Origin of the sequence: Streptomyces sp. RKAG290, assembly GCF_023701695.1 — a bacterium.
Lineage (GTDB): Bacteria > Actinomycetota > Actinomycetes > Streptomycetales > Streptomycetaceae > Streptomyces.
Window position 1 is genome coordinate 5,206,920 of the sequence record NZ_JAJOZC010000001.1, and the last position, 19,987, is coordinate 5,226,906.

The following is a 19,987-nucleotide window of genomic DNA, read 5'->3' on the forward strand; positions in this document are numbered from 1 at the left end:
CCGGCCCGTCGCCGCGGCCGGGTGGTCGGCCGGGCCCCGCCCAGCGGTCCGGGTCAGGCCAGTTCGATCCGTACCCGGTGCCGCCCCGTGAGGTCCGCCGGCACGGTGGCGCTGCGGTGTCCGTCGACGGTGGACGACACGACGCGGTGGCCGGCGCCGGTGAGGGTGATGTCGAGCGTCGCCTCGCGGTAGGGCAGGTCGCGCAACGTCACCGGGCCCCAGCCCGGTGGCAGACGCGGGGTGAACCGCAGCCGGTCCCGCTCGTGACCGATGCCGAAAACTCCCCGGTGGATCAGCCGCAGGTAGCCGGTGGCGGACCAGGTCTGGTCCGGCTCCGAACCCCACTGCTGCCCGGTCTGCCAGCCCCCGTCCACCGCGCCGGTGCGGGCGTTGTGGATCTCCCAGAAATGGCCGTCGCGATGCTCCAGGCCGGCGATGTCGGTGACTGCCTGCGCCAGCAGGTCGCTGCGGCCGCCGACCGCGGCCGCATGCCCCCACATGCCGACCGTCATCGGCCACACGATCACGTTGTGCCGGCCCGGATGCGCGTCGTCGAAGCGGGAGAAGTGCGGCCAGACGTTCACGACGCCGTGCGGCTCGTGGTGGGTGCTGTCGAGCACCGCGCGCACCTGCTGTCGCGACGCCACCCCGCACAGCACGGCGAACGCGAGGCCGTTCGCCTCCTGGTACGTCTCCAGCCGGCCGGCGCGCTCACCCGTACCGTGGATGAAGTAGCCGTAGCTGCCGGCGCCGGGCCGCCAGAGGTGGGTGTTGATCGCGGCGCGCAGCCGGGCGGCAGCCACCCGGAAGCCGGCTGCCGCGCGACGGTCACCGGTCTCGTCCGCCATCTCGGCACACGCCAGATACCCGGCGTGGAAGAGGCAGTTGGTGGACAGGCACATCATCCTGTCCGCACCGGGATGGTCGAGCACGAACGACGAGGTGTTGCCGGGGTCGTAGGGAGGGCTGGGATAGCCCGCGATGCCGTCCTGCAGGAACGCCGGCCCCTCGAACAGCCCGTACTTCTCGTTGAAGTGCTGGGACCGGTCGGCGCGTACGGTGTTGGCGGCGGCCTGACAGGCATCCGTGAGGAAATCCCGGTCCCCGGTGGTCAGGTAGTGCTGCCAGGCGGCGACCGCCCACACGATCTGGTCCCACCACTGGTTGTCCTGCTGCACGATCAGCGTGCCGTCGTCCCTCCGCCGGCACACCGCCCACAGCGTGTTGCGGGCGACGTCCGGCGACAGCAGGCTCGCGGCGTTCCACGAGTTGACCGACGCGTCCCGGGTCCACGGCTGCTCGTACCCCCGCCGGCCCGGATGAACGTACCGGGGGAGTCCGTCATCAGGCCGGTCTGGTTGTACTGCGCCGGATCGTAGGGCACGGTGTTGATGTCCAGCAGGTTCTCTAGCGCCGACCGGTACGCACCGCCCAGCAGTGCGTCCTGGCCGCCGCCGAACTCGATGGCGGGCCGCCCGCCCGCTGCGTGCCGCGGGGCCGCGTGGCCGGGTGATCCGGCGGCCGCTCCCGCCGCTGCCAGCCCCGCCACGGTGCCTGCCCGCAACAGCTGCCGTCGCGACAATCCACTGTGCTGCTCGTGCGAACCCATGAAGCCTCCGACGTCGGACAACGTTGTCAACCGTCTTCAAGAGGTGGATGGTTCCCTGCACGGGATGGTGCTGTCAATGACTTGCGTGAACCCTGTTACTCCCGTGAACTCAGCTCTCCGCAGGGCCGCGTGGTGGCGGGGGCCAGGGCGCCCGAACCGGCGGGCCGGCCCGCTGGCTACCATCCGCTGTGACCGAAACGACCGAACCCGATGTATCCCGCACCCGAATATTCGCCGACCTGACCCCGCTGCGGACCTCCCCCGACTACCGGCGGCTCTGGTTCGGCAACACGGTCTCGTGGGTGGGGCAGGGCATGACGGCGCTGGCCGTCTCGCTCCAGGTCTACGACCTCACCGGCTCCGCCTTCTCCGTCGGACTCATCGGGCTCTGCTCGCTCGTGCCCCTGGTCGCCTTCGGGCTGTACGGCGGGGCCGTCGCCGACACCGTCGACCGGCGGAAGCTCGGACTCGCCAGCGCGTTCGGATCGTTCCTGCTCTCCGTCGGCCTGGTGGCGGTCACCGTCGCCGGGGTGGAACAGGTGGGGCTGCTGTACGGGGTCGTCGCACTCCAGGCCGTCTGCTTCGCCCTCAACTCGCCGGCCCGCAGCTCGATGATCGCCAGGCTGCTCCCGGCCGGGCAGCTGCCCGCCGCCAACGCGCTGAACTCCATGACCAGCACCACCGGCGCGCTCGTCGGACCGATGCTCGGCGGGCTCATCGTCGGCTGGTGGGGGTACCGGGCCGCGTACGGCGTCGACGCGGTCACCTTCACGGCCTCGCTCTACGCGATGTGGCGGCTGCCCTCGATGCTGCCCGACCGCGGACCGGGGAACGCTGAGGCCGGCAAGCGGGCGTCGGTCATGGACGGGCTGCGGTTCCTGGGGACCCGGCCCAATCTGCGGATGACGTTCTTCACCGACATGTGCGCCATGGTGCTCGCCCATCCCCGCGCACTGTTCCCCGTCGTCGCCGTCCTCTGGTACGGAGGCGACGCGAAGACCACCGGACTGCTCGTCGCCGCCCCGGCGCTGGGGGCTCTCCTCGGCGGGGTGTTCTCCGGCTGGCTGGGGCGGATCCGGCGGCACGGGCTCGCCGTGCTCCTCGCGGTCGCGAGCTGGGGCGCGGCCGTCGCCGTCTTCGGGCTGACCAGGCAGCTCTGGCTCGGGCTGATCTTCCTGGCGCTCGCCGGGGCCGCCGACACCACGTCCATGGTCTTCCGCAACACCATGCTCCAGGCCGCCGTGCCGGACGAGATGCGGGGGCGGCTGCAGGGCGTGTTCATCGTGGTGGTGGCGGGCGGCCCACGGCTCGGCGACTTCCTGGCCGGGTCCGTCGCCGACCTCGCCTCCCCGGGCCTCGCGGTGACCGGGGGAGGGATCGCGTGCGTCGTCGCGGTGGGACTGCTGGCGCTGCGCTGGCCCGGGTTCGCGCGCTACGACGCACGCGAACCCCAGGCCTGAAGCCGCTCGTCCGGACCGGGCCGGTTCAGGCCGGTTCAGGCCGGACCGGGCCGGATCAGGCCGGGCAGCCGGTCAGGAGACGTCCGAGACATTCGGCATGTCGCCGCCGGTCGTCGTGTTGTCGATCACCGAGAACGGTGCCCCCTGCGGGTCGGTGAGGGAAGCGAACCGGCCGAACGGGATGGTCAGCGGCCCGAACCGGAGCTCCGCCCCGAGCGCCTTCGCCTTCTCCACCGCCGCGTCGCAGTCCGCGACCGTGAAGTACACGTTCAGATACGGCGGCACCTCGGGCGGGAAGTCCTCCGTCATCTTCATCCGGCCGAGCACCGGATCCGCGCCCAGGTCGTAGAGCGTGAAGTCGATCGCGTCGTCCTCCACCCGCTTCACCCCGTACCCGAAGACGGCCGGGAAGAAGCTGTCCGCCTTCTCCGGCTCCCGGGTGAAGACCTCGGCCCAGTTGTAGGCACCGGGCACCGTGCGGGCCTGGAACCCCTCGTGGCTGCCGGCCTGCCACACCCCGAACGCCGTTCCGCCCGGGTCGCGGGCGATCACCATCGTCCCGAACCCGCCCACCTGCATGGGCTCCACCAGTACCTCGCCCCGTGCTCGCGGATCTTCGCGGCGGTGGCGGAGGCATCCGGCGACGCGAGATACAGACACCAGGCGGCGGGCGTCTCCTGTCCGGGCACGGGCGGCATCAGGGCGGCGACCGCCTTGCCGTCCACGTAGGCCTGGGTGTAGTTGCCGAACTCGGGCAGCGACTCGCCGTAGGTCCAGCCCAGCAGCTCACCGTAGAAGCTCTTCGCCCCCTCGATGTCGCCGAAGGTCGCATCGGCCCAGCACGGAGTGCCCTCTGATTCTGCGGCCATGACCCGTTCACTCCTCACTCGATACTCATCACGCGGTGGGTGGTCCTTTTTGTCACGCTAACCACCCCTCGCGCCCCCGGCGCGCCGAACCCTCGTCAGGGCTCCACCGGGTCCGGCCCGACGACGGAGCGGGCGACGCCTAGGTCCACCAGGTCCTGGGGGCGCAGCCGCAGCTGGTCGGCCGTGGCGTGCGCCTGGTCCGGCGGGCGCTTCAGGATCGCCGCGGCGAGCTCCGGGGCGATGACCGAGAAGTAGCTGTCGGCGGTGACGTGGGTGTTGTCCGGTGCGGCCAGCGCCAGTGCGCCGCCCGAGCCGCCCTCGCCGATCACCAGGGTCGTGACGGGGACCCGGGCGGCCGCGATCGCGGCGAAGGCGTCGGCGATGGCCGCACCCGCGCCGGCCCTTTCCGCCTCGGCGTCGTTGGCCGCGCCCGGGGTGTCGACCAGGGTGAGGACCGGGATGCCGAGCCGGTCGGCCAGCCTGATCACCCGGGCCGCGGCGCGGTAACCGGCCGGGCGGGTCGCGGTGCCGCACTGGGCGACGTACGCAACCTGCCGCCCCTCGTGCAGCCCGAACCCGCAGAGCAGCCCGGGGTCCGTGCCCCCGCAGCGGTCCCCGTGCACCGGGAGCCGCAGGGTGAAGTAGGCGTCCAGATACGCCTCGGCGTGCGGCCGGGACGCGGACCTGGCCCGGAGCACCGCGTCCCAGCCGGTCCGGGGCAGTCCGGTGGCGGCGAGGGCGGCCGGGACCGGGGCCGGGCCGGGCACCGCGTCGTGGTGGGCGAGCGCGCGCAGCCACTGGGCCACCGTGGCGGCCAGTTCCTGCGGGGGGACCACCGCGTCGATCTGACCGGCCGCGAGCTGGCCCTCGGCGGTGTACGCGTGCGGGTCCGCGCCGGGCGGCCGTACCCGGGACCCGGCGAACCCGACCTGTGCCCCCGGCAGGGCCAGGATCACATCGGCTCCCGCGCCCAGGGTCGCCCAGCCGCCGCCGGTCGTCGGATCGCGCAGGACCGCGAGCTGCGCCGGCCCGGCCGCCCGCAGCCGGGCCGACGCGCGGGCCACCCGGTGCAGCTGGGTGAGCGCGATCATGCCCTCCTGCATCCGGCTGCCGCCCGTCGCGATCAGCGAGACGAGCGGCAGCCGCCGGGCCACCGCCTCCTCGTACGCCGCCTCCAGCCGGTCCCCGGTGCGCTGCCCGAGCGAGCCGCCGAGGAACCCGAACTCGAACGAGACCAGGACGCACCGCAGGCCGCCGACGGTGGCCAGGCCGTGGACGACGGACTCCTGCTCGCCGGTGCGGGCGGCGGCCCGCGCCCGGGAGTCCGCGTAGCCCGTCCAGCCGAGCGGTCCGTCGGCCGCGGTGTCCTCGCGGGGCGCGGTGGATTCGGTGAAGTCGGCGGTGACGGCGGCGATCGCCGCCCGCGCCGACAGCCGCTCAGCCATGCAGCGACCTCTTCATGATCTTGCCCAGGTCGTTGCGCGGCAGCGCGTCCAGGTAGCGGACGGTGCGCGGCCGCTTGTGCGGGGAGAGCTGGGCCGCGACATGACCGGCGAGCTCGTCCGCCGAGGGCGGGGCGGCGGGGTCGGCCGGCACCACCCAGGCGACGATCCGCTCGCCCAGGTCCGGGTCGGGTTCGCCGGTGACGGCGGCCTCGCGGACGCCGGGGTGGTCCAGGAGCGCGTTCTCGATCTCACCGGCCCCGATCTTGTAACCGCCGCTCTTGATCAGGTCGGTGGCCTTGCGGCCGACGATCCGTACGTACCCGTCGGGGTCCAGGGTGGCCATGTCGCCGGTACGGAACCAGCCGTCGGCGGTCAGCGCGTCGGCGGTGGCGTCGGGCCGGTTGAGGTAGCCCGTGAACAGGTTCGGGCCGCGCACCTGGATCTCGCCGATGGACGCGGGGTCGGCGAGAGGGGTGCCGTCCTCCTCCACCAGGCGCAGTTCGACGTCGCGCAGCGGGGCGCCGACGGTACCGGGGCGCGGTTCGCCGTCGGCGCGCACGCCCGTGTTCATCAGGGTCTCCGTCATGCCGTACCGCTCGATGACCCGGCGGCCGGTCGCCGCGGCGATCCGCTCGTGGTCGTGTACCGGCAGCGCGGCCGATCCGGAGACCAGCAGCCGGGCACCCGCCAGCGCGGCCGCGAGCCCGCCGGACGCCGAGGGGTCGGCAAGCGCTTCCGCGATCCGGTGGTACATCGTCGGTACGCCGAACAGCATCGTGCCGCCCGACTCCAGCTCCCGGGCCACGCCCTCGGTGGAGAAGCGGCCGAGATGGCGCACCGAACCGCCCCGGCGCAGCGGCCCCAGGACGCCGAGGATCAGGCCGTGCACATGGAACAGCGGCAGCGCGTGGACGAGGACGTCGTCGCCGGTCCACTGCCAGGCGTCCTCCAGCGCGTCGAGGGACGCGGCGATCGCCCGGCGCGGCAGGACCGCCCCCTTGGGCGGGCCGGTGGTGCCGGAGGTGTACACGATCAGGGCGGGGGACTCGGGGGAGGGTTCGGCGAAGGGGGAGCCGGCCGGCCCCGCCGCCGCCGTGTCCACGTCCACCCGCTCCAGCGCGGCGAGCGCAGGTGGCAGTACGTCACCGGCCGCGGCCAGCACCGTCGACGGGGCGCTGTCGGCGACGATGTGCGCCAGTTCCCGCTCACCCGTCTTCGGGTTCAGCGGTATGGCCGGCACCCCCGCCCGCAGCGCGGCGACCACCGCGACCACGGTCTCGGGGGTGGCAGTGGCCCAGACCGCGACCCGGCCCCCGCCGGCGATCCGGGCCGCGAGCGGATCGGCTGCCGCGGCCAACTGTGCGTAGGTCAGGGAAAGTCCGCCGAACCTTACGGCTTCGCGAGCGGCCGTCGGACCGGCCGTGTCCTGGAGTGCAGGCAAGAGTGGCATCACCCTGCGAACCCTAGGGCGTCCGGATCAGGCGGGGCTGGATCCGAGTGGAGGACCCGGGGCCGGTGAAGCGCTTCCGGGGCTCGAACGCCTCCCGGCCCGGGCGCGCGGATGGCTGTAAGGGGCATCCGGCGGGGATTTGGATACGACCTTGACAAATTAATTTTGCGTTGCCAGCATGCAAAAAGTTCACTCCGGACGAGCATCTCGACACAGCCAGGAAGAAAAAAACCGGCCGTGTTCTCCTGTCCGCCGGCCGCACACGCACGTCGCAAAGCGCGACAGCGCCTTGCCTGACAACCCCACGCACCGTCAGGAAGGAAAGCGTTCATGCCTCTGTCCCCACCCCTGTGGTCCAGGGTCCTCACGGCCCTCACCCTGGTGGCCTCCGGCGGTCTCGCCGCCGGCACCGCGGCGGCCGCGCCCGCCACCCCCACGGAGATCCACGCGCAGGCCGACATCCCGGCCGCCGACTACCAGCAGGTCCAACTGGCCCTGGGCCCGGACGAACTGGGCGAGGCCATGTCCCTCGCCGTACTGCCGGACAGGTCCGTGCTCCACACCGCACGGGACGGCACGGTCCGGCTGACGGACGCGTCCGGGGCGACGAAGACCGCGGCCGAGCTCGACGTCTACACGCACGACGAGGAAGGGCTGCAAGGGGTCGCGGCCGACCCGGACTTCGCGGACAACCGCTTCGTGTACCTCTATTACTCGCCCGCCCTGAACACCCCCGCCGGAGACGCCCCGGTGACCGGTTCCGCCGCCGACTTCGAGCCGTGGAAGGGTCACCTCAACCTCTCCCGGTTCACGATGAAGGCCGACGGCACCCTCGACACCGCGAGCGAGAAGGTCGTCCTCGAAGTGGCCAACGACCGCGGCCAGTGCTGCCACGTCGGCGGCGACATCGACTTCGACGCGGCAGGCAACCTCTATCTGACCACCGGCGACGACACCAACCCGTTCGAGTCGAGCGGTTACGCGCCGCTCGACGAACGTACCGAACGCAACCCGCAGTTCGACGCCCAGCGCTCGTCCGGGAACACCGACGACCTGCGCGGCAAGCTCCTGCGGATCAAGCCGACGGCGGACGGCGGCTACACCGTCCCGGCGGGCAACCTCTTCGCCCCCGGCACCGACCGGACCCGTCCGGAGATCTACGCGATGGGCTTCCGCAACCCGTTCCGGATGTCCGTCGACAAGCCGACCGGCACCGTGTACATCGGCGACTACGGACCCGACGCCGGCACCACCGACGCGAACCGCGGCCCCGGCGGCCAGGTGGAGTTCGACCGTGTCACCGGCCCCGGCAACTTCGGCTGGCCGTACTGCACGGGCACCAACACCGCCTCGGAGGCGTACAACGAGTACACCTTCCCCAGCGGTCCGTCCGGTGCGAAGTACGACTGCGCGGGCGGCCCGGACAACAACTCCTTCCGCAACTCCGGCCGGCCGAAGCTGCCCGCCGTGCAGCCCGCCTGGATCAGGTACGGGGGTGACGCGGGCACCCCGCCCGAGTTCGGCGGCGGCTCCGAGTCGCCGATGGGGGGTCCGGTCTACCACTACGACGCGGGCCTCGACTCGGCCGTGAAGTTCCCCCAGTCGCTCGACGGCCGCTTCTTCGCCGCCGAGTACGGCCGCAAGTGGATCAAGCCGATCGAGGTGAAGGCTGACGGTTCCCCCGGGACGATCGACGCCTTCCCCTGGACCGGGACCCAGGTCATGGACTCCGCGTTCGGCCCGGACGGCGCGCTCTACGTCCTGGACTACGGCACCGGCTCCGGCAATCAGGCGCTGTACCGCGTCGAGTACCTCGCGGGCAGCAACCGCTCGCCCGTCGCCAAGGCCGCCGCGGACCGCACCTCAGGACCCACCCCGCTCGCCGTCGCCTTCTCGGCGGCCGGCAGCACGGACCCCGAGGGCGGGGCGCTCGGCTACGCCTGGGACTTCGGTGACGGCGCCACCTCCACCGAGGCGGACCCGCACCACACCTACACCACCGCCGGGACCTTCAACCCGACCCTCACGGTCACCGACCCCGACGGGCTCAAGGGCACCGCCAGCCTCGTCGTCACGGCCGGCAACACCGCCCCCACCCTCACCCTGACCACACCCGCCGACGGCGCACTCTTCTCCTTCGGCGACTCCGTGCCCTTCACGGTCACCGTCTCCGACCCCGAGGACGGCACGGTCGACTGCGCGAAGGTGAAGGTCACCTATCTGCTCGGCCACGACAGCCACCGCCACCAGATCACCTCGAAGAACGGCTGCTCCGGCACCATCGACGTACCCGTCGACGGTGAGCACGACAGCGCCGCCAACATCTACGGGGTCTTCGACGCCGAGTACACCGACGCCGGCGGACTGACCGGCCACAGCGACAGCGTCCTCCAGCCCCGCCACCGCCAGGCCGAGCACTTCGCGGCCCAGTCCGGCATCGAGCCCGCCCAGCACGGCGCGGCCGAGGGCGGCGCCACCGTCGGCTTCACCGACGACGGCGACTGGATCTCCTTCGCGCCGTACGCCCTGGCCAACGCCACCGGCATCTCGGCCCGGGTCTCGTCCGCGGGACCCGGCGGCACGATCGAGGTGCGCGCGGGCTCCGCCACCGGCACCCTGCTCTCCACCCTCACCGTCCCGCCCACCGGCGACTGGGAGACCTTCACCGACGTCTCGGCGGACGTGCGCGGCGCACCGGCGGGATCCACCGGACTCTTCCTCGTCTTCAAGGGCCCCACGGGCCAGGGGAATCTGTTCGACATCGACTCCTTCACCTTCGAGACGGAAGGGTGACCGACGGATGAGACGCTCATTCGCCTGGCACGCACGCCATATCGCGTGCGCCGCCGCACTGGCCCTCGGGGCAGCGGTCCTGGCCCCCGCCCCGGCGGGCGCCGCCGCGGCCGCGGACCCGTACGACGTGCTGGTCTTCTCCAAGACCGCCGGCTTCCGGCACGACTCGATCCCCGCCGGCATCACCGCGATCCAGGAGCTCGGCGGGACGGACGGCTTCACCGTCACCGCCACCGAGGACGCCGGCGCGTTCACCACCCAGAACCTCGCCGGGTACGAGGCGGTGGTCTTCCTCAGCACCACCGGCGACGTCCTGGACAGCGCGCAGCAGGACGCGCTCTCGGCGTACGTCGACGGCGGCGGCGGCTTCGTCGGCGTCCACGCGGCCGCCGACACGGAGTACGACTGGCCGGCGTACGAACACCTCGTCGGTGCCTGGTTCAAGAGCCACCCCGCGATCCAGCAGGCGAAGGTCGTCACCGAGGACCACGCCCACCCGGCGACCGCACACCTCGACGACGTCTGGACCCGGACCGACGAGTGGTACAACTACCGCACCGATCCCCGCGACGACGTCCACGTGCTGCAGAGCCTCGACGAGAGCAGCTACACCGGCGGCGAGATGGCCGGCGACCACCCCATCACCTGGTGCCACCCGCAGCAGCAGGGGCGGTCCTTCTACACCGGCCTCGGCCACACCGCCGAGTCCTACAGCGACCCGGACTTCCGGCAGCTGCTGCTCGGCGGCATCCAGTACGCGGCCGGTGCGGTGAGCGCCGACTGCGGCGCCGGGGCCCCCGACCCCGGTGAGGGCACCGTCGAGGCGGAGTCGTACACCTCCTCCTCCGGCGTGCAGAGCGCCGCACACACCGGCGCCGGCGGCGGGGCCACCCTCGGCTACATCGACGACGGCGACTGGGCGGGGTACTCCTCCGTCGACACGGCCGGGGCCACCTCCTTCCGGGCCAGGGTCTCCTCGGCGGGGGCGGGCGGCACCGTCGAGGTCCGGTCCGGGTCGGCCACCGGGCCGCTGCTCGGGTCGGTGGCCGTCGCCCCGACCGGCGGCTGGGAGACGTTCACCGAGGTGACCGGCGCCCTGACCGGCGCCGGTTCCGGCCCGCTGTTCCTCGCGTTCACCGGGGGAGCGGGCTCGCTCTTCGACATCGACAGCTTCACCCTGTCCAAGGAGGCACCGGCCGCGGCGGCGGGCTCCTCGGACGTCCACCTCTTCTACTACCCCTGGTACGGCACCCCCGGCACGTCCGGCAGCTGGCGCCACTGGCAGCAGGGCGGCCACACCCCGCCGGACGACATCGGCGCCGACCTCTACCCGAAGCTCGGCCCGTACGACTCCGGCGACATCGACGGGGCCGTCGAGCAGCACATGAAGTGGATCGAGCAGTCGGGCGCAGGCGTCATCGTCTACAGCTGGTGGGGGCAGGGCGGTTACGAGGACTCCATCGCCGGCCAGGTCCTGGACGCCGCCGCCCGCCACGGGATCAAGGTCGCCTGGCACATCGAGCCGTACGGCGGCAGGACCGCGGCCTCCGTGGTCGACGACATCGGCTACCTCGAAGGCAGGTTCGGCAGCCACCCCGCCTACTACCGGGACGCGGAGCACGGCGACCGCGCCGCGTTCTACATCTTCGAGAGCCTGAGGATCCAGGACTGGTCGGCCCTGGACGCCGTGCGGGACCGCGCGATCGTGCTCGCCCAGACCACCGACACCACCAAGGTCGCGCACTTCGGCGGGATCTACACCTACGACGGGATCGCCGGGGCCACCGCACCCGGCTGGAAGCAGGCAGGGGAGTACGCCAGGGCGAACGGTCTGGTCTGGGCGCCCTCGGTGGCCCCCGGGTACATCGACGACCGCGCCGTGCCCGGCAACACCACACCCACCCTGGGACGCGACGACGGCGCCTCCTACGACCTGGAATGGAGCAACGCGCTCGACCCGGCCATCGGCGGATCACCCTCCTGGGTCTCCGTCACCTCCTTCAACGAATGGCACGAGGGCAGCCCGATCGAACCCGCGTCGAGCACCCCGCCCGCCGGCCACGGCTACCAGACCTACTCCGGGGCGTACGGGAAGACCGGGGCCGCCGCGGAGACGGCCTACCTCGACCGGACGGCCTACTGGGCCGAGCGGTTCGAGCAGCAGCGCGAGGCGGCCCCCGCCCCGCACTGACCCATGAGAGACGGCAGCGTCCCGGCGGGGACGCTGGCGTTCTCGCGGCGGGCCCTCTCAGGCGTCCCGCTGGATGGTCCGCATCCGGCCGTACGCGTACACACAGCCCGCCAGGGCCAGGTCGGACAGCAGCATGAAGCCGATCGAGTAGGAACCCTTCGAGCTGTAGATCGCACCCATCACCAGCGGTGGCACGAAGCCGCCGAGCCCGCCCATCGCGCCGACGATCCCGGTGACGCTGCCCACCTTGGCCTGCGGTGTGACCTGCGAGACCAGGGCGAACACGCTGCCGCTCGCGGTGCCGAGGCCGGCCGCCATGACGAGCAGCGCGATCGTGCCGCCGGGCACCAGCTTCGGGTCGAAGGCCTGGACGATCGCCATCAGGGCGGCCACGCCCAGCGCCGCCGAGGAGACCAGCGCCGGGTGCATCCGGTCCGAGAGCCAGCCGCCGATCGGCCGGAAGACCACCGTGACCATGGCGAACCCGGCCGCCTTCGTACCGGCGTCGGTCGGTGAGAGGTCGTACCAGGTCTTCAGATACGTCGGCAGATAGACGCCGAACGCCACGATGCCGCCGAAGCCGATCGCATACAGCGCCGACAGCTCCCAGGTGACCCGCAGCCGCCCCGCCGCGGCCAGCCGGTGCGCCAGCGTGTCGGTCGGCACCTGCCGGCCGGGCCGGTCGCTGACCAGGAACGCCGCCAGCGCCGCGTACACCACGAGCGCCCCGGCGACCACCAGGAACGGCAGGTTGTCGCCGTGCTCGGCGATCCGCGGGGTGAAGTACCCGGACAGCGCCACACCGCCCATGCCCATGCCGAAAACGCCCAGGGCCAGGCCCCGTTCGGCCGGCGGGAACCACGAGTTGACCAGCGGGATGCCGATCGCGAACGTGGTGCCGCCCAGCCCCAGCAGGAAGCCCACCGCCAGCATCGCGCCGTAGGAGTCCTTCGCCGGGATCAGCAGCAGCACCGGCACGATCGTCAGCGCCGAGACCAGCGGGAACATCAGGCGCGCACCGAACTTGTCGGTGAGGGCGCCCACCGGGATCCGGCCCAGCGAACCGACCAGCACCGGCACGGCGACCAGCAGCGACTGCTGGAACGAGCTCAGACCGAGCCGCTCCTTGTAGGAGTCGGACATGGGTGCGATCAGATTCCAGGCCCAGAAGGTGAGCGCGAAGCCGATCGTGGCCACCACGAGGTTGCGGTAGGCAGCGCCCGAAGGCTTCGCGCCGGCCGGGGCGGGGGAAGGCTTGGCGGCTGTATCCACAGTGCCAGTCAAGGGCGGCAGCCCGCCATGAGCCCGTCGGCCTGCTCCATACGGGGCGTGCGCGGCAGCTACCGGCGCATGCCGCCCGAAGTCGCAATTGTCCGAAAGCTGCGACAATCGCGGTATGGACCGTCTGGACAGGGAAATCCTCGGAGTCCTCCAGGAGGACGCGCGGATCTCGTACCGCGATCTGGGCGCACGGGTCGGGCTCAGCGCCAACGCTGCGGCCGACCGGGTGCGGCGGCTGCGCCGGGACGGCGTCATCCGCGGCTTCACCGTGATCATCGATCCGGCCGCCGACACCCGGACCGGCCTGGTCGTCTTCATCGACGTGACCCTGCGGATGGACACCACCAACGAGGTGTTCGAGCGCGCGGTGCTGACCCTGCCGGGCATCACCGAGGTGGTGCACGTGACGGGCGGCCACGACTACCTCGTACGCGCCACCGCCGCCGACACCACCGCACTGGACGGCCTGCTGCGCAGGCTCAGGCGTGAGGCGGGCGTCGCCCACTCCAACACCAGGGTCGCGCTCAGAGCGGCGCCTGCCAGATGACACCCGGCAGGCGCGAACCGTCCTGTTCCCGTCCGTCGTCGGCGACCGCCAGCCGGACCGCGGCCCGGCCGTCGGGCAGCGCGGCCGTCACATCGACCTCCACCTCGATGGACGACACCCCGGTCCGCCGGTGCGCGGCAGCCAGGGCCCCGCGCAGCGCGGCGAGCAGCCGCCCGCCCACCGGCTCCCGCACGAGCGCGTCCACCGCCCCGGTGAAGTGCACCGACGGCTGGAAACCGAGCACCGCCGCCGCACCCCGGGTCTCCCGCAGCACCTGACCGCGGAAGGTGGTGGGGGCCTCGGCGGGCGGCTGCTGAAGGGCGAAGATGGCCGTCCGCACCTCCTGGATCGTGGAGTCCAGCTCGTCGACGGCCCGGCCGAGCAGCTCGTCCGTCTCCCCGGGGCCGGCCCGGCGGCGGGTCGACTCCAGCATCATCTCGGTGGCGAACAGCCGCTGGACGACGAGATCGTGCAGATCGCGGGCGATCCGGTCCCGGTCCTCGTACACCGCGAGCTGTTCGCGGTCGTGCTGGGCGTCCGCCAGGACCAGTGCGAGCGCGGCCTGCGAGGCGAACTGCGAGGCCAGCAGCCGGTCCGCGGCCGTGTACGGGAGCGCGCCGCGGCGCCGGGGCAGCGCGAGGGTGCCGATGAGCCGCCCGCCGCTCTGCAACGGCAGCATCATGCTGGGGCCGAACCGGGAGCGTACGTGGGTGGTCATCCGCGGATCGGTCGCCGAGTCCTCGATGAACACCGCCTCGCCGCCCAGCAGCTGGACCAGGACGGGGGAGCCGGGTGCGATGGCCGTGCCCACCAGGCCGGCCGGATCGTCGGGCGTGGACGCGGCGACGATCTCCATGCCGCCCTCCGCGTCCGGCTGGAGGATCACCCCGGCCGAGGCGTTGCTGAGGAGCCTGGCCCGCTCGGCCACGGTCGTCAGGGCGTCGGCGGCGCTCTTCCCGGTCAGCAGGGTGTTGGTGACCGCCGCCGCCCCCTCGATCCAGCGCTCCCGCCGGCGGGCCGTCTCGTACAGCCGGGCGTTGCCGATCGCGATGCCGGCCTGCGAGGCGAGGGCCCGGAGCAACGCCATGTCGGTGTCGCTGAAGTGGCCGGTGCGGTTCTCGGTGAGGTAGATGTTCCCGAAGACCTTGCCGTCCACCCGGATCGGGGCGCCGAGGAACGAGTGCATCTCGGGGTGGTGGGGCGGCACCCCGCCGGAGTGCGGGTCGCGGGTCAGGTCGTCGGAGCGCAGCGGCTGCGCCTCCTCGATGAGCGCACCGAGCATGCCCGTGTGCCCGTCCGGGAGGTCGCCGATGGCTTCCCGTCCGGCGCGGCTCAGCCCGGAGACGAACAGCTCACGGATGGTGCCGCGCTCGGGGTCCAGGACCCCGAGAGCCCCGTAGCGCGCGTCGGTCAGCGCGCTCGCGGTGTCGATGATCTGCTGCAGGGTGGCCCGCAGTTCGAGATCGGTGCCGACGCTCAGCACCGCCTCCAGGAGCATCGGCAGCCGGGGCGTCCGGGGATCGACGCCGAACTCCGCGTCGTCCGGTTCTTCTGTCATCCGCCGCAGGACCCGGGGTGCTCAGCAGGCGAGCGGGTTGAGGACCATCGGGCGGATCTTGCCGTCCAGCATGGCGCCCAGCCCCAGCACGGCGCAGACGTCGGGCCGCTCGGCGATGTGCACCGGCATCCCCGTCGCGTTCCGCAGCATCTGGTCCAGGCCGGGCAGCAGCGCACTGCCGCCGACCATCATGATCCCGCAGTCGGCGAGGTCGGCCACCAGGTCGGGCGGGCAGTCCCGCAGCACCTTGCCGAGGCCGTCCAGTACGGCGGTCAGCGGGCGGTGGATCGCCTGCCGCACCGAGGCGGTGTCGACGTGCACCGAACGGGCCAGCCCGGTCGCCACGTCCCGGCCGTGGATCTCGGTCACGGCGGGCCCGTGCGGGGTCAGGCCGTTGCCGCTGAGCGCCAGCTGCAGGGGGCGCACGGACTGGCTCGGCAGCATCAGCTCGTGGTACTGGCGCAGATGCTGGATCACCGCGTGGTCGATGGCGTCGCCGCCGATCGGGAGGCGCACCGCCGTCACGATCGCGCCGAGCGAGAGCACCGCGATCTGGGTGGTCGCTGCCCCGCACACCATGATCATGGTGGCGGTCGGCTGCTCGACCGGCAGTCCGCAGCCGACGGCCGCCGCGATCAGGGTGTCGACCAGCTCGACCCGGCGTGCGCCGAGGCCGACCAGGGTCTCGACGGTGGCGCGCTGGGCCAGCGGATCGCTGTCGTGCGGGGTGCAGGCGGCCGCGCGCAGCCGCGGCTTGCGGCGCAGCTGCCGGCGGAGCTTCTCACCGAGCAGATGGCGCAGCATGCGCTGTGCCATCTCGATGTCGACGACGGTCCCGCCGGAGACCGGGCGGACCACCCGGATGTAGTCGGGGGTGCGGCCCGTCATCTGCTCGGCGAGCGCACCGACGGCGATGAGCGACCCGGTACGGGTGTTCACGGCAGCGACGCTCGGCTCGTCGACGACGAGCCCGAGCCCCTTGACGTACACCCGGGTCCGGGCGGCCCCGAGGTCGACGGCGACATGGCAACGGCGCAACTGCTCAAGGCTGACGGTCACGGCAGGTTCTCCCGAGAGCGCTGAGGGGGACCGACGGGCAGCCGGTTCTCCTTGCATCGTGCGCCGTTCGGGGCGTTGTGCGCGCTGGGATGCGCCGTAGGGGGTACCGAGCTGACGCCTCGTCGGCCGGGGCCGCCGGGCCGGTCAGCGGGGGAGCAGCCGCTGGAGCAGTCCCCAGGTGAACTCGGCGACGTACGGTTCGCCGGTGACCGGCGCGGTGATCGCGAGCGCCCAGCGGGTCGGCGCGCTGCCCTCCATGGGGCGGGCCGGTGCGAAGGCCCGTGCCACCTCGTTCACGGTGCACGACCACGGGCGCAGGTCCTGGACCGTGTGCAGGGCGGGGGCGGCCGCGCCGGGGGCCCGCACCAGCCATTCGTTCCACACCGCCCCGCCAGGTCCGGTCATCACCTCGAACCGCAGGTCCGGCCAGAGGGGCACCGGCCAGAACAGGGCGTTGCACTCCAGGTCCCCGACCTTGCGGCGCAGCGAGGACTCCGGCTCGCCGAGCACCGAGCGGTAGCGGCGCAGCGAGCCCCGCCCCTCGGCGCGCGCACCATGGCCTGCCAGCGGCGGTTGGCCTCGCGCATCTCGGCGAGGGTGGCGCTCAGTTCGTGCCGGGCGTCCTCGACGAGGCCGGGCTGGTGGTCGGCCATCCGGCGCAACAGGACAAGTTGGAACTCACGGGGGCCGAAGGGCGTGGCAGCGGTCATGGAATCAACGCTTCCACACAGGATCCTCACCTGAGCCGCTTTCTCTGGTGTCCGGCGGGCATCTAGTCTGCGGGCGCCATGGATTACTGCCACCCCTGTCAGCGGCATCTCAACGGCGCCCTGGCCTGTGCCGGATGCGGAACCCCCGCGGAGGCGCTGAGCCACTACGCCGTGCCCGCGGCCGTCCGCCACGAACCGGACGGGCCGGACGAGAAGGCCACGTCGTCCCGGTCCGGAGGCCGGCGTCGCCGGGAGCGCGATGCTGCCCGGACGGGCCGTGACGGCGCCCGGGCGGGGCGCGGTGCGCACGGCTCGCGCAGGCAGGACCGGCGGGAGGAGCGCGACTCCCGGCCGCGCCGGGGCCGGCGGGGCCGCAGCCGCCGCGGCCGTACGGCGCTGCTGGCGCTGCTCGGCGTGGTCCTCGCGGCGGGGGCGCTCAGTCTGGCCGAGCTGGCGACCGAGCCGGGCGGCGACGACGGCGCGTCCGACTACGTACGCGAGTCGACCTCCGTCACGACCGGGCCCGCGCCCGAGCCGACGTCGAGCAAGGCGGTCGAACCGCCGGGTCCGGTGGACAGCCCCACGGGCAGCCCGTCCGTCGTCCCGGCGACCGACGCCCACCCCTCGTCCGCCACCCGCACCGCCCGGGAGGCGGACGGGACACGCCCTGCGGAGGCCGGTCCGGCCACCACCGCGCCGGTGTCCGTACCGCCGTCGGCGGCCCCCTCGGTCACCAGCGGCGGACCGTCGGAGCCGGGCGGTGCGCCCGACGGCCCGTCGCAGTCGGCGACCCCGGCGCAGCCCCCTCCCACGCCCACACCCACCCCGACGCCGACCCCGTCGGACACCTGCTGGTTCCCGTGGTTCTGCTGACCCGCTGAGCTCTCCCGCCGCGGCTTCCTACAGGCCTCCGGGCTCCATGCCGAGCATCCGGCGCAGCAGGTCCCGCAGCACCCCGCGCTCCTCGTCGGAAAGGCCGGCCAGCGGCTCACGGGCGAAGTCGAGCGAGTCGCGCAGCTGCCGTGCCGTCCGGGCGCCCTTCTCGGTGGGGGCGGCGAGCTTCACCCGCCGGTCGGCCGGGTCGGGGCGGCGCTCCACCAGACCGCGCGCCTCCAGCCGGTCCACTATCCCGGTCACGTTCGACGGCTCGCACTTCAGCTTCTTGGCGATCCTGCGCATGGGCATCGGCTCAAGGGAGAGGAGCCCGAGTACCCGGGCCTGTGCACCGGTGAGGCTGTGGGCGGCCGCGGCCTGCTCGTACTCCTCGTAGTAGCGCGCCACGACGGTGCCGATGAGCTCGACGACTTCGAGGGTCAGAGGGTCTGCGCGAGGGGTGGCCATGGGACACAGGATAGCCGGTTACTTGACAACATGAAATATCCAGGCGCATGGTTGTTTCACGTCATGAAGCTTTTCCGCTCCGGCTGAACGGCTTCCCGCACCCCAAGACATCGAGGAGACACCGAGCCCATGTCTGCAGCACTTCCCACGTCCAGCCGTGAATGGCACCTCGTAGCCCGTCCGCACGGCTGGCCGAAGGCCGAGGATTTCGCGCTGCGTGAGGCACCGGTCAGCGCTCCCGCCGAGGGCCGCGTCCTCGTCCGCAACCTGCACTTCTCGGTCGACCCGTACATGCGCGGCCGGATGAACGACGTGAAGTCGTACACCCCGCCCTTCAAGCTCGACCACCCCATGGAGGGTGGCGCGGTCGGCGAGGTCGTCGCCTCCAACGCCGAGGGCTTCGCGGTCGGCGACCACGTCCTGCACGGCCTCGGCTGGCGCGAGTACGCCGACGTCCCGGCCAAGCACGCCGTGAAGGTCGACGCCTCCCTCGCCCCGCTCTCCGCCTACCTCGGCGTGCTCGGCATGCCGGGCCTCACCGCCTACGCGGGCCTCTTCGACGTGGCCTCCTTCAAGGAGGGCGACGCGGTCTTCGTCTCCGGCGCGGCCGGCGCGGTCGGCAGCCAGGTCGGCCAGCTGGCCAAGCTCAAGGGCGCCTCGCGGGTCATCGGCTCCGCCGGCTCCGACGAGAAGGTCAAGCTGCTGGTCGAGGAGTACGGCTTCGACGCCGCGTTCAACTACAAGAACGGCCCGGTCGGCGAGCAGCTGCGCGAGGCCGCCCCCGACGGCATCGACGTCTACTTCGACAACGTCGGCGGCGAGCACCTCGAAGCCGCGATCTCCTCGCTCAACGTGCACGGCCGCGCGACCATCTGCGGCATGATCGCGCAGTACAACGCGACCGAGCCGGCCCCCGCCCCGCGCAACCTCGCCCTCGTCATCGGCAAGCGGCTGCGCCTGCAGGGCATGCTCGTCGGCGATCACGCCGACCTGCAGGGGCAGTTCGTCCAGGAGGTGGCCGGCTGGCTGGCCTCGGGCGAGCTGAAGTACCGCGAGACCGCCGTCGAGGGCATCGAGAACGGCTTCGACGCCTTCCTCGGTCTGCTCCGCGGCGAGAACACCGGCAAGATGATCGTTTCCCTCGCCTGACAGGCTTCTCCGCACACCCGTTAGGCTCATCCCAGGCCGTCGCGATCGTGGGCGCGAGTCGCGGCGCATATGCAGGAGGATCCACAAGACATGACCATTCAGGACATCGCAGTTGCGTACACCGCTGTCGCCACCGCCGAGAACGGCCGTGACGGCCGGGTCTCCTCGGACGACGGCAAGCTCGACGTGGTCGTCAACCCGCCGAAGGAGATGGGCGGCAGCGGCGCGGGCACCAACCCGGAGCAGCTCTTCGCGGCCGGCTACAGCGCCTGCTTCCAGGGCGCGCTGGGTGTCGTGGCCCGCCAGGAGAAGGCCGACATCTCCGGTTCCACGGTGACCGCCTCGGTCGGCATCGGCAAGACCGAGGCCGGTGGCTTCGGCCTGGAGGTCGCGATCACCGCGACCATCCCGAACGTCGACAAGGCGACCGCGCAGTCGCTCATCGAGAAGGCCCACCAGGTGTGCCCGTACTCGAACGCGACGCGCGGCAACATCAAGGTCGAGCTGTCGGTCGCCTGACCGCAC

At 72.5% G+C, this 19,987-nt stretch carries 14 protein-coding genes and 2 pseudogenes; 7 read left to right on the forward strand and 9 right to left on the reverse strand.

Features of this window, described 5'->3' with window-relative positions; all coding sequences use genetic code 11:
- Window positions 1-53: 53 nt before the first annotated feature.
- Entirely contained in the window at window positions 54-1,670 is a 1,617-nt protein-coding gene (locus LNW71_RS22920) for a hypothetical protein (RefSeq protein WP_374119441.1), read from the reverse strand.
- 127 nt (window positions 1,671-1,797) lie between these two features.
- On the opposite strand from LNW71_RS22920, the gene LNW71_RS22925 reads away from it, so the two are divergent.
- Entirely contained in the window at window positions 1,798-3,069 is a 1,272-nt protein-coding gene (locus LNW71_RS22925) for an MFS transporter (protein WP_250969941.1), read from the forward strand.
- Between the two features lie 72 nt (window positions 3,070-3,141).
- Here LNW71_RS22925 and LNW71_RS22930 read toward each other — a convergent pair.
- The 3 genes and pseudogenes from LNW71_RS22930 to LNW71_RS22940 form a co-directional block, all read right to left on the reverse strand.
- Window positions 3,142-3,938 (reverse strand): annotated as a pseudogene (locus LNW71_RS22930) (VOC family protein).
- A gap of 95 nt (window positions 3,939-4,033) precedes the next feature.
- Window positions 4,034-5,383 carry a carboxyl transferase domain-containing protein gene (locus LNW71_RS22935; RefSeq protein WP_250969942.1) on the reverse strand — a complete coding sequence of 450 codons (1,350 nt, stop codon included), beginning with the start codon at window positions 5,381-5,383 and terminating at the stop codon, window positions 4,034-4,036.
- Window positions 5,376-6,833, reverse strand: a complete 1,458-nt coding sequence (locus LNW71_RS22940) for an acyl-CoA synthetase (protein ID WP_250969943.1) — start codon at window positions 6,831-6,833, stop codon at window positions 5,376-5,378. Before LNW71_RS22940 ends, LNW71_RS22935 begins: the two co-directional genes overlap by 8 nt.
- 330 nt (window positions 6,834-7,163) lie before the next feature.
- On the opposite strand from LNW71_RS22940, the gene LNW71_RS22945 reads away from it, so the two are divergent.
- Both LNW71_RS22945 and LNW71_RS22950 read left to right on the forward strand, forming a co-directional pair.
- Window positions 7,164-9,626, forward strand: a complete 2,463-nt coding sequence (locus LNW71_RS22945; protein ID WP_250969944.1) for a PQQ-dependent sugar dehydrogenase — start codon at window positions 7,164-7,166, stop codon at window positions 9,624-9,626.
- Window positions 9,627-9,633: 7 nt separating this feature from the next.
- A complete protein-coding gene (locus tag LNW71_RS22950) occupies window positions 9,634-11,817 on the forward strand; it encodes a ThuA domain-containing protein (protein WP_250969945.1) in 2,184 nt (727 codons plus the stop codon).
- Between the two features lie 57 nt (window positions 11,818-11,874).
- Here LNW71_RS22950 and LNW71_RS22955 read toward each other — a convergent pair whose 3' ends face one another.
- On the reverse strand, window positions 11,875-13,089 hold the full coding sequence (locus LNW71_RS22955; protein WP_250969946.1) for an MFS transporter: 1,215 nt from the start codon (window positions 13,087-13,089) through the stop codon (window positions 11,875-11,877).
- Between the two features lie 124 nt (window positions 13,090-13,213).
- Between LNW71_RS22955 and LNW71_RS22960 the strand changes: the two genes are divergently transcribed.
- The gene (locus LNW71_RS22960) at window positions 13,214-13,645 is read left to right on the forward strand and encodes an Lrp/AsnC family transcriptional regulator (RefSeq protein ID WP_250969947.1); all 432 of its coding nucleotides are present in this window, start codon (window positions 13,214-13,216) and stop codon (window positions 13,643-13,645) included.
- On the opposite strand, the gene LNW71_RS22965 is transcribed toward LNW71_RS22960, so the two are convergent.
- The 3 genes and pseudogenes from LNW71_RS22965 to LNW71_RS22975 form a co-directional block, all read right to left on the reverse strand.
- The gene (locus LNW71_RS22965) at window positions 13,623-15,203 is read right to left on the reverse strand and encodes a GAF domain-containing protein (protein WP_250969948.1); all 1,581 of its coding nucleotides are present in this window, start codon (window positions 15,201-15,203) and stop codon (window positions 13,623-13,625) included. The two genes, LNW71_RS22960 and LNW71_RS22965, sit on opposite strands and share 23 nt — an antisense overlap.
- A 21-nt stretch (window positions 15,204-15,224) precedes the next feature.
- Window positions 15,225-16,262: a rod shape-determining protein gene (locus tag LNW71_RS22970; protein WP_250969949.1), complete on the reverse strand. Its 1,038-nt coding sequence runs from the start codon at window positions 16,260-16,262 to the stop codon at window positions 15,225-15,227.
- 144 nt (window positions 16,263-16,406) lie between these two features.
- Window positions 16,407-16,972: pseudogene (locus LNW71_RS22975) on the reverse strand (hypothetical protein).
- Between the two features lie 78 nt (window positions 16,973-17,050).
- On the opposite strand from LNW71_RS22975, the gene LNW71_RS22980 reads away from it, so the two are divergent.
- Window positions 17,051-17,845: a hypothetical protein gene (locus tag LNW71_RS22980; protein ID WP_250969950.1), complete on the forward strand. Its 795-nt coding sequence runs from the start codon at window positions 17,051-17,053 to the stop codon at window positions 17,843-17,845.
- 27 nt (window positions 17,846-17,872) lie between these two features.
- On the opposite strand, the gene LNW71_RS22985 is transcribed toward LNW71_RS22980, so the two are convergent.
- Window positions 17,873-18,313, reverse strand: a complete 441-nt coding sequence (locus LNW71_RS22985; protein ID WP_250969951.1) for a MarR family transcriptional regulator — start codon at window positions 18,311-18,313, stop codon at window positions 17,873-17,875.
- Window positions 18,314-18,442: 129 nt separating this feature from the next.
- On the opposite strand from LNW71_RS22985, the gene LNW71_RS22990 reads away from it, so the two are divergent.
- Together LNW71_RS22990 and LNW71_RS22995 are read left to right on the forward strand one after the other, a co-directional pair.
- Window positions 18,443-19,462 (forward strand): NADP-dependent oxidoreductase, encoded by a 1,020-nt coding sequence (locus LNW71_RS22990; protein ID WP_250969952.1) that lies wholly within the window; start codon window positions 18,443-18,445, stop codon window positions 19,460-19,462.
- A gap of 90 nt (window positions 19,463-19,552) precedes the next feature.
- Window positions 19,553-19,981 (forward strand): organic hydroperoxide resistance protein, encoded by a 429-nt coding sequence (locus LNW71_RS22995; RefSeq protein ID WP_250969953.1) that lies wholly within the window; start codon window positions 19,553-19,555, stop codon window positions 19,979-19,981.
- Window positions 19,982-19,987 lie beyond the last annotated feature (6 nt).